Origin of the sequence: Wolbachia endosymbiont of Brugia pahangi (assembly GCF_012030695.1) — a bacterium.
Classification (GTDB): domain Bacteria; phylum Pseudomonadota; class Alphaproteobacteria; order Rickettsiales; family Anaplasmataceae; genus Wolbachia.
Window position 1 is genome coordinate 211,070 of record NZ_CP050521.1, and the last position, 14,117, is coordinate 225,186.

General features: G+C 35.0%; 11 protein-coding genes. 5 read left to right on the forward strand and 6 right to left on the reverse strand.

Going from position 1 to position 14,117, the window contains the following annotated elements; all coding sequences use genetic code 11:
• Positions 1–41 precede the first annotated feature (41 nt).
• From rplI to rpmG, 6 genes are all read right to left on the reverse strand, one after another.
• Positions 42–602, reverse strand: a complete 561-nt coding sequence (gene rplI / locus WBP_RS01045; protein WP_167895795.1) for a 50S ribosomal protein L9 — start codon at positions 600–602, stop codon at positions 42–44.
• 7 nt (positions 603–609) lie between these two features.
• Positions 610–885 (reverse strand): 30S ribosomal protein S18, encoded by a 276-nt coding sequence (gene rpsR, locus WBP_RS01050; RefSeq protein WP_011256699.1) that lies wholly within the window; start codon positions 883–885, stop codon positions 610–612.
• The gene (gene rpsF, locus WBP_RS01055; protein WP_167895796.1) at positions 885–1,667 is read right to left on the reverse strand and encodes a 30S ribosomal protein S6; all 783 of its coding nucleotides are present in this window, start codon (positions 1,665–1,667) and stop codon (positions 885–887) included. The genes rpsR and rpsF overlap by 1 nt, the downstream gene beginning before the upstream one ends.
• A gap of 48 nt (positions 1,668–1,715) precedes the next feature.
• Positions 1,716–5,054 carry a DNA polymerase III subunit alpha gene (gene dnaE, locus WBP_RS01060; protein ID WP_167895797.1) on the reverse strand — a complete coding sequence of 1,113 codons (3,339 nt, stop codon included), beginning with the start codon at positions 5,052–5,054 and terminating at the stop codon, positions 1,716–1,718.
• A gap of 1,422 nt (positions 5,055–6,476) precedes the next feature.
• Positions 6,477–6,758 (reverse strand): XRE family transcriptional regulator, encoded by a 282-nt coding sequence (locus WBP_RS01065; protein WP_011256696.1) that lies wholly within the window; start codon positions 6,756–6,758, stop codon positions 6,477–6,479.
• 24 nt (positions 6,759–6,782) lie between these two features.
• Complete coding sequence (gene rpmG / locus WBP_RS01070) at positions 6,783–6,983, reverse strand: 50S ribosomal protein L33 (protein ID WP_011256695.1); 201 nt, start codon at positions 6,981–6,983, stop codon at positions 6,783–6,785.
• Positions 6,984–7,144: 161 nt separating this feature from the next.
• On the opposite strand from rpmG, the gene WBP_RS01075 reads away from it, so the two are divergent.
• From WBP_RS01075 to WBP_RS01095, 5 genes are all read left to right on the forward strand, one after another.
• The gene (locus tag WBP_RS01075; protein ID WP_167895798.1) at positions 7,145–8,917 is read left to right on the forward strand and encodes an Rne/Rng family ribonuclease; all 1,773 of its coding nucleotides are present in this window, start codon (positions 7,145–7,147) and stop codon (positions 8,915–8,917) included.
• A gap of 87 nt (positions 8,918–9,004) precedes the next feature.
• Positions 9,005–10,912: a molecular chaperone DnaK gene (gene dnaK, locus WBP_RS01080; RefSeq protein ID WP_167895799.1), complete on the forward strand. Its 1,908-nt coding sequence runs from the start codon at positions 9,005–9,007 to the stop codon at positions 10,910–10,912.
• A gap of 72 nt (positions 10,913–10,984) precedes the next feature.
• Positions 10,985–11,269, forward strand: a complete 285-nt coding sequence (locus WBP_RS01085) for a BolA family protein (RefSeq protein ID WP_167895800.1) — start codon at positions 10,985–10,987, stop codon at positions 11,267–11,269.
• A 6-nt stretch (positions 11,270–11,275) separates the two neighbouring features.
• Entirely contained in the window at positions 11,276–12,517 is a 1,242-nt protein-coding gene (gene metC, locus WBP_RS01090; RefSeq protein WP_167895801.1) for a cystathionine beta-lyase, read from the forward strand.
• Positions 12,492–13,982: a Mur ligase family protein gene (locus WBP_RS01095; RefSeq protein ID WP_246166041.1), complete on the forward strand. Its 1,491-nt coding sequence runs from the start codon at positions 12,492–12,494 to the stop codon at positions 13,980–13,982. Before metC ends, WBP_RS01095 begins: the two co-directional genes overlap by 26 nt.
• Positions 13,983–14,117 lie beyond the last annotated feature (135 nt).

The following is a 14,117-nucleotide window of genomic DNA, read 5'->3' on the forward strand; positions in this document are numbered from 1 at the left end:
CTTAGTTATGAAAAATATCTCCTTGCGATTATAATAAGATATCACTTTTGATCAGCTTTATCACTATCAGTAGCTTCTCGAACTTCATTCTGTTTTGCCTCTTGTTGTTGTGACTTTTGGCTTTGCGATTTTACCTGCCTCAACTCATGTGCATCTGTTTCTGACCTCACAACATGCACAGCAACTTGTACTACTATTTCACTATGAAACTCTATACTTGCCTGGTACTCACCTAAATTTCTTATCTTTACTCCATTAAAAGATATTTTACGGTGATCAACTTCATACTCTTGCGACAAAGATCTTGCAACTTCTCTTGTTGTTACAGAACCAAAAATTTTACCATCCTCAGAAGCTTGCTTTACCAATATTACAAACTTACCAGCAAGAGAAGCTGCTAGCTCACTTGCCAAATTCAATTTTCTTATATTTTCCTCTTCTAGAAAGGAACGCTGCTCCTCCAGTTTTGCTATACTTTCCTTGGTTGCTTTCACTGCTTTCCTTTGTGGAAAAAGAAAATTACGTGCGTAGCCAGGCTTTACTTTCACAATTTCACCTAATTTACCGAGTGTTCTGATATTTTCTTTTAAAATTACCAACATAAACTACCTAAACTTTTTTAGTACAGTAAGGAACAAGAGCTAAAAAACGTGCTCTTATAATTGCTAAGCGCAATTTTCTTTGTTTTTTTGCACACACCCCTGTTAATCTTCTAGGTAATATTCTACCATAGTCAGAGGTAAACCTGGATAATAAATCCGTATTCTTATAATCTATGTCTTCATCTTGAGAAGTAGCAAGAGGGCAAACTTTAGAACGCTTAAACCCTGTTCTATTATTTACAGATACGTAAGAATCATTAAAATTATTTCGTTTCTTTGTCATTATGCGCTTTGTTCCTCAACTTGTTTATTCATCATATGAGATTTACCTTCAAAAAATTTATCAACATGCACAGACAAGTGGCGAATAATGTTCTCGTTGAGTTTTATTCTACGCACAAATTCATCCATAATGTTTGAAGTAGAACTTATGCACATTATACAATAATGACCACTCTTCATCTTGTTTATTGGATACGCAAAATCCAGTAAACCCCAATATTCGTATTTTATCAATCCTGAAGCTTCAATATTGTCTAGAAGCATTTCCAATGTTTTGCTTGATTGGTTTGGCTCTGCCATTCCAAAATTTTGTAAAATTCCTTGAAAGATCTTTATTAGGTGCTTTGAAATATCTTCCTTTAAAGCACTTACTGCATTGTGAATAAATGCATTCTTAGCAATTTGCTTACCACCCTCTGGAAGCTTTATAAAACCTTGTGCTATTCCTAAACCTTTTAGGTCGTCTTTCAACTCTTTGCTAATTTTCAATTTCACTTCTTTCAAATTTGAGAGATCTTCCTCTAATTCAATCCATAAAATTTTCGCAAAACTTTCCAAGAAACTAGAGTAAGCAATTAGATTTTCTTGAATGTCTTTAGCATGCATTTCTGAATCTCGTTTTGTAAACTTGTCACTTCCTTTTTCCAGAATACCCTTAATTTGCTGGAACATAATATCTGCCTTAATATTTTTTAATGAAACACCTAGCTCTTGGGCCATTCCTTCTACTTCTTGCTGCAATAACCCCTGTTGCGCTATAAAAGTAAATTCGTAAAGGTTCACTATATTTTCCTTTAATATTGATTAAGTATTTCATTATATAAAACTTTTTTATATAAGCAAGCTATTTGTATCAATTTCTATGCCTTTAATCCAGCTTAAGTTAGATATTTCATAAACAACTTGAGGGGTGATCAAATATGCACCTGGTAGCAAGATGTTCACTGTATGCTTTTCAAAGAGAAGTTTGAGCATTATTTTAGTTTTACCATTGCCTTTCAATACTGAGTTTAATTCTATAGCGGCTTTTTGTGAATCAGCACATCCGGTAGTTAAAACTAAACTTTTCATTACAGAAGTAATCCTTTCTGTAAATTCAGATATATCCCTTCCCACTAATCTTGTCGTATTCTCCGAAGTTTCAAGATCAACTACTACAAATGTTCCAGGCGAAAATAAATTTCTTTTCTTCTCTATTATTTCATTATTGTAGAATGCTATTTCAGAAACGTTATGAGGATCAGAAAGCGTAAGTATAACAAACCTTCCGCGTTCTGAAGTTCTCATACGCACATTTAATATTACACCAGCAGTTTTTGCTATCTTATTCTCTCCAATAAACCCAATATTTAGCTTTTCGAGAAGAGTTCTAAATTTTTCAAGTGGATGGCTAGTTAAGTAAAACCCTAGCGAAAATAACTCATGCTCTAATTTTTCTTCTTCATTGAAATCTTTTACCTTCTCAAGTTTTGGCTTTAGAACATCAAAATTACCAAACAAAACAGCTTGATTTGATTCTCTATCCTGTCTGTTTTTATTTGCAAAGTAAACCAGTGTGTCTATTGACTCGTATAGTTGCTTTCTATTCTTATGTACACTGTCACATGCTCCAGACTTAATCAGGCTTTCTAGTGCCCTTTTATTTGTTATATGACCTGAATTTTGAATGAATTCCCATATATCCTTATAAGTGCTTGAACGTGTGTTCACTATTCCCTCTGCTATAGAAAAACCGACATTGCGCAGAGCAGCAATACCATAACGTATATGCTTGCCCTCTATTGAGAATTCAGCCTTAGATTTGCTTATATCAGGCAAAAGAACAGAAACCCCACTGAATTTTGCAGCATGATAGAACAAATTCAATTTATCTCTATCATCGATATTCAGATTCATTAAGGCCGTGAAAAATTCTAACGGATAGTTAGCCTTAAGGTAAGCTGTTTGATAAGATATAACCGCGTATGCGGCTGCGTGAGACTTATTAAACCCATAGCCAGCAAATTTTGCAACAAGGTCAAAAATGTAGCTTGCCCTATCATAATCAACGCCATTTTTTGTTGCTCCTTGAACAAAAAGTTTACGTTGTTTATCCATCTCTGCTTTGATTTTCTTACCCATAGCACGTCTTAGCAAATCTGCTTCTGCGAGACTATATCCAGAAAGAATACGTGCTATTTCCATCACCTGTTCTTGGTAGATTATCACTCCAAATGTTTCTTTTAATACCCTTTCAAGTAATGGATGAATATAATCTGGTTTTTCAAGTCCATGCTTTCTTGCGATGTAAGTTGGAATGTTATCCATAGGTCCTGGACGATAAAGAGAGATTAACGCAATGATATCTTCAATGCAATCTGGTTTTAACTTGATTAAAGCTTCCCTCATCCCCGAACTTTCAAGTTGGAATACTCCAATTGAATCACCGTTTGAGAGCATTTCGTAAGTTTTGCGGTCATTCAAGGAAACTGAGGCAATATCAATCTTTTTCCCATTTTGATTAATTAAACGACAGACATGATCTATTAGCGTTAGTGTACCAAGTCCAAGAAAATCAAATTTTATCAGCCCAGCTTTCTCAACATACTTCATGCTGTATTGGGTAATTGGCAGAGCCGAGTTTGGATCGTAGTACACAGGAATAAAATTTTCTAATTTTTGATCGCATATCACAATTCCAGCAGCATGAGTTGAAACGTGGCGATATATTCCTTCAAGCTTAAGAGAAATATCAAGGAGTTTTGCAATTACTTCATCACTATCTCGTTCTTTCTGTAAGTTTTGATCAAACTCTATTGCTTGTGATAAAGTTACAGGATTCACTGGGTTGAATGGAACCATTTTAGATATCTTATCCACCTGAGTATAAGACATTTGTAGCACCCTTCCCACATCACGCAGCACGGCTCTTGCCTGTAACTTACCAAAAGTAATTATTTGAGCAACATAACCGTATTTCTTTTGAACATAATCAATAACTAAGTCCCTTTTTTCCTGGCAGAAATCGATATCAAAATCAGGCATCGATATACGATCAGGGTTTAAAAATCTTTCAAAGATCAAGCCAAATTTTATTGGATCGAGGTCTGTAATCTGCAATGCCCAAGCAACAATTGATCCAGCACCAGAACCCCTTCCTGGGCCAACTGGAATACCATTTGCTTTGCTCCAGCGAATAAAGTCAGAAACTATCAAAAAGTAGCCAGCGTAATTCATCGAAGTTATTACACTTAGTTCATAGTTCAGCCGATCGTAGTATTGCTTAAGGTCTATGTCTATTTTATTTGCAATACGAAGTTCTAATCCCGCAGTTGCTTGCTCCTTTAGTTCTTCATTCTCAGTTTTATTTTCTCGACAAGGAAATTTAGGCAAAATAGGCTGCCTGCTTCTTGGCATGTAAGAGCAACGCTTAGCTATTACTAAAGTGTTATGAATTGCTTCGGGAATGTCGCTAAACAGCTTTTCCATTTCTGCCACAGATTTAAAATAGTGCTCAGTAGTTAGCTTCTTTCTGTTATTCTCCAGAGTATAACTCCCCTCCGATATACACGTTAATATATCATAAGCTTCATAGTCAGATCTATTTGGAAAAAATACATCGTTTGTTGCAACAAGTGGTATATTATGCTGGTAAGCAAAGTCTATCAAGGTTTCTTCAAGTTCTAATTCCTTGTTCAATCCATGACGCTGCAGTTCAACATACAAATGACCATTGAATGCTAAAAGCAGTTTTTCAACTATTCCTTTATCTTGCCTAAATAACAGTTGAGCCAATATTCCATCACATCCACCAGTTAAAGTGATCAGACCTGTGCTTAAATTTAATAGCTCATCAAAATCAACATAAGGAATATCGCTGTTATTTTTGCGCTTTCTGAAAGACTTACTTACCAAAGTGACTAGATTAGTGTATCCTTGCTCATTTTTTGTAAGCAATAATATAGGTAAATTTTGCTCTGAATATCTGACTATAATATTGCATCCTGTTATTAGCTGTATTCCCCTACTTGCCGCGTATTCTGAAAATTCAAGTGAGCCAAATAAGTTACCTGAGTCAGTAATTGCAACTGCCGGCATTTTGTTCCGCAAGCAAAGGCCTATCAGCTCCTCAATTTTGACCGAACTTTCAAGTAAAGAATAAACACTGTGAACACGCAAGTGTATGAACATAAAAAACTTTAGATTAGCAATAAAAGGATAACATTAATTTACTTATGAGGATATAATTTCATAAAAACAAAAGCTTATTTATGGTTTATCAGTTCTAACATAAAATACAAAAAACTACCTGATAAACTTCACCAGCTTCCTTATTATAGCACTGAAGGTATTCAGTTATCTTCAGTCTGTGCAAATTAAACAATAGAAGTATTAACATAGTTTGGTATCTTGTGTTTAATTTTTCTCACTATGTGCGCCTTGTGTCTTTATAACATTTCTAGGTTTTTATCTATATAAGCTGGAACGCACTTATAAAGCGTTTAAGACAATATAGAACAGCAATGTTTTTAAATAGGTATTAATCAGGGATTCTTTTGCCTTTTCTCCTATTTAGTAAATTTCTATAAATATTTATAGCTAAAAGTTATACTAAGAATACCTGAATTTATCACTATGTATTTCCTACATCTTATGCTATGCCATGCCTTCTTAGTAATGTTAAACTATTCTCAATCTTAATACTTACAAAGAGGCATAATGGAATCACAAAACTATTACTTAGAAATAGATCCTATTAATTGTTAAAAAGTGAAATATCGTGCAAAGTGCCTGAAATACTCCAGTTGTTTCACTCATGATAGCCTTAATGATATTGAACAAGGGATTTTTTACAGTATTTTGCCTTCAATCGATAGGTATAAAGAAGATAGGAGTTATTTTGCAACTTTCGTAAGCCGAGTTACTGAATGTTGTGCTATTAATCTAATAAGCAAATGTTTATGAGTGAAGCGTGGTGGTGAAGCTGTATTTTATTTATAAATTCCGCTGCTTTGGATAACATAGTTGGTAAGAAATACTTTTCTGAAATTGGAATAATAACCCGAATTGATATATAAGATACAGTAAAATGACAAATTATATGTGAGTAGCTAAAAACTTTAAATATTATGGAAATAGCTAAAGTGAATGGAATATCAAAAACAACTATATATAGCATTTTGAAAAAGATAAAACAGCGCAACAAAAAAAATTGCTTGACACATTTTTATAGCTCTATTCCCCTGGCAAGGAAGGTGTTTTAGGATCTGAGATCTATTTTCGTTTACAGGCTTAAATAACCAAATTTTAGTGAAAAATGTAGCGTATTTTTGCAAGTGGTATGCAAGTGTACATGCATTTCCACCCAATGCACGCTGCATTTTTTCTGAATCTTTTTGTATATGTGGTTCTATAACTAAGTAACTTCTGTGTAGCTCTTTATGTTATATAGTCTATGTATCTGTTTTACGCTGGACAGATTCTTCGTAAGAAAAGTATGAAGAAGCAGTACTCTATCCATGTTCAAAAAATGAAATGTACCCTAAATTGTTTGCAGTTGAAGTTTTTGTGGATAATATTACAGTATACGCTGTAAATTAAAATGAGTATAGCCTATTGTATGTTATGCTGAGAATTATGTTTTATTTTCATATTTATATCTTGATCCAATGCAACTAATAAGTTAAGCAAGTATTCTAAAGAGAACCCTTCAATTTTTGACTTATTAATTTGAGATACTTTAGGTTGGTCGATCTTTAGGGCAATTGCTGCTTTTTTCTGTGTTCTGTACCTCTTATTTATTAACCGTGCAACAATCTTTATTAATTTCAGTTTTGTATCTTTTATATCATCCAACTCTATTGTTATAGGATAATTTAATTGTGAATTTTGCATGATAACAACTTCCTTATGAAAAAATTACTTTAATTTTTCTTCTTTAAATAATACGTGCCTTCTGACTACTGGATCATACTTTCTAAACTCCAGTTTTCTAGTAAGCTTTTTTGGATTGCGCTTTTTTACGTAAAAGTAACCTGTTGACTTTTCTTCACCTGTACTTGTTATTTTTGTTGCGCTGCTAACTAACTTCACAAGCAAAGAAGCATTTTTTTTTGCCATACTTAATATAATAATATAAATCCTGTGTGAGTTTATTACGTAAAGCGCTAAAAGTCAATCACTTTGTGCCTTAGAACAATGTAGATTGCAAATTCTTGACAATCGGCAGTACGTTAAGTAACATAAAATTAATTTGAGAACGCAAGGCAAACGGTAAATAAGTGGCAAATAGTGGTAAGAGGTTACTATTAATAGAAAATTCTATCTGTTCTGATGAGGTAAGAGTTGCTTTATCAGCTGACAATAGAGTTGTGGAATTTGAACAAGAATTCAAAGAAAAAAAACAATTAAGAGGTAATATATATATTGCTTGTGTAAAACGTGTAGAGCCTTCTTTACAAGCTGTGTTTATTGAATATGGAAAAAATAAGCAAGGTTTTTTGTCTTTTTCTGAAATATCTCCAGATTATTTCAATATTCCAGAAAAGGAGAAAGAAACTTTCTTTGAGGGTTGCCTGAATGATGATTGTACAGAGGAAAGTGGTAATGCCTCAGCAAATATTTCTTCAGATTCCTTAACTAATAAGAATGTTAACGAATCCGGTAATGGTTTTGTAAGAGAAGTGTCTTTATATAAGAGATATAAGTTGCAAGATGTTATTTCAGTAAATCAAAGGCTATTAGTTCAACTAACTAAGGAAGAGCGAGGCAACAAGGGAGCTTCGTTTACAACGTACATAACTTTAGTAGGAAGGTACTGTGTTTTTATGCCTAATTCCATGAGTAAAGGTGGAGTGTCACGCAGAATTGAAGATGTTAATGTCAGAAAGCAGTTAAAGGATATATTAAGTTCAATGGACTTGCCAAAAAGGTCAGGTTTGATAATAAGAACCATTGGTTCAGGGAAAAGTAAAAAGGAAATTGAGCAGGATTACAATTATTTATCTTCATTGTGGCAGAATATTCAAAAAAATGCTTCCTCTGTAAATGTTCCATCATTGATTTATAATGAAGCAGACCTAATTATGAGGTCTATTCGTGATTTTTGTAGCAATGGTATGGAAGTTATAGTATCTGGAAAGGAAGCTTTTGAAACGGTAAGACAATATGCTAGAAATGCATTAAAAGGTAGTAGGTTACGTTATAGGTTGTATAGAGGTTTTATTCCAATCTTTACTTACTACGGAGTCGAAGATCAAATTTCTGAGTTATACAGCAATAGGGTAAAACTGCCGTCTGGTGGATCTTTGATAATAACTTTAACTGAGGCGTTTGTTTCAATAGATGTAAATTCAGGAAAGATGACGGGAGAGGATAGTATAGAGGAGACAGCTTATAGAACTAATATGGAAGCAGTACCTGAAATATCAAGACAGGTGAATTTAAGAGGCTTGTCGGGATTAATAGTAGTAGATTTTATTGACATGTTAAGGTATCAATATTGTAGAGCTGTTGAGTCTGCTATTAGGCAGGCGTTTAGGGATGATAAAGCTAGAGTTCAATTTAGCTACATAAATGACTTTGGTTTAATGGTATTTTCAAGGCAAAGGATTAAACCAAGCATACAGGAAATTAACACTACAGAGTGCTTGCACTGTAAAGGGATTGGGAAGGTGAAGTCAAATGAGGTGATTGTTGCATCAATATTGAGAGACTTGCAGCACATTGCTAGTAGAAATCGAAATAGGTCATTTGATTTGGTAGCTCATGGTGCAATTATAGCACATATTTTTAATAACAAACGCAGCACAGTTTCTACAATCGAAAAAGAGTTTAATATTAAGTTGAATGTTAGTGCTGATAGCAGTTTGAGTGTAGATACGTTCGTTTTAAAACGAGGGGATGAAGTTAACTTAAGTGATTGTAAGCCATTACAAAACTCTGGTTACAAAATTGAAAGCAGCAGTAATGAAAGGGCTGATAATTCAGAGAAGTTACAAGGCAGTTTTTGGTTAACTAAGTGGCTTTCACGCATTTTGAACTCTAATAGCTAACTGGAAATCCTAAAAGAGACTTGTAATTGGCGAGTCCTATACTTATATATCCTTATATCAGATAACATTTATAAGGGAGTATTCATTATGGGAAGAGCAATAGGTATAGATCTTGGAACAACAAATTCTTGTGTTGCGATACAAGGCAAGATAATAGAGAATAAAGAAGGAGCAAGAACTACTCCATCTGTAGTTGCATTTACTTCATCAGGGGAGAGATTGATTGGCGCTCCAGCAAAAAGGCAAGCAACCACCAATGCAAGTAATACTTTTTTTGCTACTAAAAGATTAATAGGCCGTCAGTATGGTGATCCTGAAATGAAAGATCTGAATGTGCCGTATAAAGTGTTTGCAGCAAAAAATGGTGATGCATGGATTAAAACAACAGATGGTAAAGAATACTCCCCTAGTCAAATTGGTGCTTTTATACTACAAAATCTAAAAGAGGCAGCAGAGGCTTATCTTGGGGAAGAAGTAAAAGATGCTGTAATAACAGTGCCAGCATACTTCAACGATTCTCAACGTCAGGCAACAAAAGATGCAGGAAAAATTGCCGGGTTGAATGTACTTAGAATAGTTAATGAACCAACTGCTGCGGCGCTTGCTTATGGTCTTGATAAGAAGCATGGGCATACAATAGTGGTATATGACCTTGGTGGTGGTACATTTGATGTTTCAATACTCGAAATAGGTGATGGAGTTTTTGAAGTAAAAGCTACGAATGGTGATACCCATCTTGGAGGTGAAGACTTTGATAATGCAATAGTAAGTTACTTACTAGATGAATTTAAGAAAAGTAATGGCATTGGTCTAAAAAATGATCCAATGGCTATGCAAAGAATCAAAGAAGCTGCTGAAAAAGCGAAGATTGAATTATCAAGTGCAATGGAAACAGAAATAAATCTGCCATTTATTACGGCTGATGCAAATGGTCCAAAACACTTAAATATGAAATTAACAAGGGCAAAACTTGAGAGCTTAGTAAATGATTTAATCGAAAGGACTATGACTCCTTGCAAAAAAGCTCTTGAGGATACTGGTTTATCCGCTAACCAAATTGGTGAAGTGGTGCTTGTTGGTGGTATGACTCGTATGCCAAGGGTAATAGAGAAAGTTAAAGAATTCTTTGGTAAGGATCCACATAGAGGAGTAAATCCTGATGAAGTTGTAGCAATTGGTGCTGCAATACAGGCAGGAATCGTTCAAGGTGATGTAAGGGATGTGTTATTGCTTGATGTAACTCCGCTTTCTCTTGGTATTGAGACTTTAGGAGGGGTGTTCACTCCACTTATTGAGCGTAATACTACTATTCCTACTAAAAAATCTCAGGTATTTTCAACTGCAGAAGATAATCAAACGGCTGTGACAATTAAAGTGCATCAAGGTGAAAGGAAATTGGCAGTTGATAATAAGTTGCTTGGTCAATTTAGTTTGGAGGGTATACCACCTGCTCCTCGTGGAATTCCTCAGATCGAAGTGACATTCGATATAGATGCAAATGGAATAGTACATGTTTCTGCAAAAGATAAAGCTACTGGAAAAGAGCAGAAAATACGTATTCAGTCTTCAGGTGGTTTATCTGAGAGTGAAATAAATCGCATGATAAGAGAGGCTGAGGAAAAGGCACAAGAAGATGAGAAGCGTAAAAAATTTGTTGAAGTGAAGAACCAAGCAGATAGCTTAGTTCATTCTACGGAAAAGTCTCTGAAAGAGTATGGCGATAAAGTTTTACCAGAAGATAAATCTGCTATTGAAAATGCAGTTAATGAATTAAAAGAGGCTAGTAAGTCTGATAACATTGATGATGTTGATTCAATACAACAGAAAATTACTAATCTTTCTCAATTATCTATGAAGCTTGGAGAAACTATGTATAAAGAATCTCAGCAGCAACAGGGGAAAGAAAGCTCTGCTGGTTCATCCACAATAAATGAGGAAGAAAAAGTAGTAGATTCTGATTATCAAGACATAGATAATAAGGAAGAGAATAAATAAGAGTGTATTTTGTCAGCGCGTGGTGCTAAAATTTAGGAAAAGAGAACTAGTATTAGCTATTTGAATGACAGGATGGATATTATTAAGACAATAGAAGAAAAAATACGTGGTTCAATAGATGTAATTGATGTTGATATTATCGATGAGTCCGTAAAACATGCAGATCATTATTTTTCTTCGTCTTCAATGCTACCTTCACATATCAAGCTAGTACTAATATCTGACAGTTTTGCCGGAATGGACAGTCTCAAAAGGCACAGGTTGATTTATGAGTTATTAAAGAGTGAGATAGAGCTAATACATGCAATTTCTCTTCACTTATATACACAAAGCGAATACAATTTAAAAAATAAATAACAGAACGTGAAAGAGAAATCCTTATTAGTTAAAGCGGGGAGAAAGTTTGAAGACTATAAAGGTTCTATGAACCCGCCAGTTTATCATTCTTCTACTATATTATTTCCTACTTACAAGGACTACTTAGATGCAGCAGATGGAAAAAACATATACGGTGTGGTTAATGATGGTATTGCAAGAGATTATAGCTACGGCAGTGTTGGTACTCCCACTGTTCATTATTTTTCAAATGCACTTGCTGAGATTGAGGGTAGGGGACAAGCATTAATCTATCCTTCCGGATTGTTTGCACTCACTTTTGCTATTCTGACTTTTGCTAGAGCAGGTTCGCATGTTTTAATTCAAGATAATAGCTATTACCGACTTAGGAGGTTCGCCGAAAATGAGCTACCAAAAAGAAGAGTAGAGGTAACCTTCTATGATCCAACACAGGATATAGCTAGTTTAATTCAGAGTAATACTAGATTAATAATGATTGAGACTCCTGGTTCTGTAACATTTGAGGTTTCAAATATAGAACATATAGTAAAAATTGCTAAGGAACATAAAATCGTGACTGTTTGCGACAATTCGTGGGCTACTCCTTTGTTATTTAGGCCACTTGATTATGGCATTGATGTTGCGTTGTATGGGGTTACGAAATATATAGCCGGTCACTCAGATTTATTGATGGGAGCTATTATTGCTGAAGGTGAAGTTTTTAAATTGCTTTATGAGATCTGCAAGAATTACGGAGTTACTGTGCAACCATACGACTGTTACCTTGCACATCGAGGGCTAAGAACACTAGGCACGCGCATGAGGAAGCATCAAAGTACAGCAATGAAAGTAGCAAAGTGGCTGGAAAAGCATTCAAAAATCAAAAGAGTCTTATATCCAGCACTTCCTTCTCACCCTCAACATGAACTATGGAAAAGTTACTTCAAGGGGGCAAGTGGCGTATTCAGTATAGTACTGGATAGAGAATATTCATGTGAGGAACTAAGCTATATGGTTGATCATATGAAAATTTTTAGTATTGGTGCTTCTTGGGGAGGATGTGATAGCTTGATATTGCCAATAGATCGTAAATCTGTGTCAAGATCTGTAATGAGTTCAGATTATAGTGGAAGTTTCATAAGAATATTTTGTGGACTAGAAGACCCTGAAGATTTAATTTCTGATTTGAATGCTGCACTAGCACGGTTGCCATGTTTGGGCTTTCAAGCTGATGAAGTAGGACATGATACTAAGAGAATTACTGCATGATATTGGCCATTTTTCTGTCATTCCGGTGCTTGGCACTGGGATCCAACAATTAGCGTTACACACTGGAATAACACTAGGCAACTGTACTGTTGATTTTAACATTGAAATTAAGGGTGTTACATGTAATCCGAAGAAAGTCAAAGAGGGTTATCTTTTTGTTTGTGTGTCAGAGGAAGGTGAGAGATGTGTAGGCGGCATAAAAGCTTCAGCAATAATAGCAAGCTTTAGTGCAATCCCAGCGCAGGGTGCTGAGATCTATATCTTCTACCCAAACCCTCGAGAGATATATGGTAAGATAGTTAGCAGGTTTTATCAATTTAAGCAGCTCAAATGTGTTGCTGCTGTAACAGGTACGAATGGCAAGACTTCAGTGGTAGAATTTTGCCGTCAAATCTGGCAAAATGCAGGTTGTAATGCAGCATCTGTGGGAACGCTTGGAACATGTGTTAATAATGAAAGAAAAGATAATAACAGTAACCTTACTACTCCAGGTGCGGATGACCTTTATTTTACATTGCGTGATGTAAATAGTAAAAATATAGAACATTTAGCATTAGAGGCTTCGAGCCATGGAATTGATCAGTATAGAATCCATGGATTAGAATTAAATGCTGCAGCTTTTACTAATTTCTCGCAAGATCATTTAGATTATCATAAAGACGTGAATGAATATTTCGAGGCTAAGAAAAGGTTATTTTACGAGGTATTACCAGAAGGAAAAACGGCAGTATTAAATTCGGATATAGATGAATACTATGCATTGCTTAAGATAGCTGAAAAACGTAGCAACAAAGTTATAACATATGGAAAAACAGGCTCTGACATTACTTTATTAAGGCAGATTCCCACTCCCGATGGTCAACACCTTACGATTAAAATTGGTGATGAGGTTTACGGTATGTTTTATCCAGTTTTAGGGCAGTTTCAAGCATATAATTTGCTGTGTGCAATCGGTATAGTTATTGCATCTAAGCTGGATTATCAGAGGATATGTATAGATAAATTTGTTTCTTTACCGGGAAGGATGGAAAAAGTTAAACCTTTTGCATTCGTGGATTACGCTCACACTCCAAGTGCACTTAAACAGGCTCTGTTGTCTTTAAAATGGCACTTCAGTAAAAAAGTAGTTCTGGTTTTCGGTTGTGGTGGAAACCGTGATCAGGCAAAACGTGCAAAAATGGGTAAAATGGCGAAGATGTATGCAGACAAGGTGATAGTTACAGATGATAATCCGCGTGATGAAGATCCAGCAAAAATTCGTTACGATATTTTACTATGTTGTCCCAATGCACTAGAGGTGGGGGATAGAAGAGAAGCTATAAAGAAAGGTATAAATATTGCCTATGACGAGAATATGGTTCTGCTTGTTGCAGGAAAGGGACATGAAAAATTTCAAATTATAGGGAACAAAACTTTTGAATTTAGTGATGTTGAGGTTATTAAAAATCAAATTTTAACATACTGATTTTCAAATGGGCTTCTTGCGTTGCCTCCTGTCATTCCAGCGTGTGACGCTAGAGTCCAGAAAAAATAGATTCCAGTATCAAGCACTGGGATAACACCGAAGAGTGAACTGCTAATTTTTTATGTGGTTACGTAA

Coding starts and splice junctions, on each gene's coding strand:
- WBP_RS01065 (WP_011256696.1), bottom strand. CDS start 6,758: ATGCAAAATTCACAATTAAATTATCCTATAACAATAGAGTTGGATGAT.
- WBP_RS01085 (WP_167895800.1), top strand. CDS start 10,985: ATGGATATTATTAAGACAATAGAAGAAAAAATACGTGGTTCAATAGAT.
- rpmG (WP_011256695.1), bottom strand. CDS start 6,983: ATGGCAAAAAAAAATGCTTCTTTGCTTGTGAAGTTAGTTAGCAGCGCA.
- dnaK (WP_167895799.1), top strand. CDS start 9,005: ATGGGAAGAGCAATAGGTATAGATCTTGGAACAACAAATTCTTGTGTT.
- rpsR (WP_011256699.1), bottom strand. CDS start 885: ATGACAAAGAAACGAAATAATTTTAATGATTCTTACGTATCTGTAAAT.
- rplI (WP_167895795.1), bottom strand. CDS start 602: ATGTTGGTAATTTTAAAAGAAAATATCAGAACACTCGGTAAATTAGGT.
- WBP_RS01095 (WP_246166041.1), top strand. CDS start 12,492: ATGATACTAAGAGAATTACTGCATGATATTGGCCATTTTTCTGTCATT.
- dnaE (WP_167895797.1), bottom strand. CDS start 5,054: ATGTTCATACACTTGCGTGTTCACAGTGTTTATTCTTTACTTGAAAGT.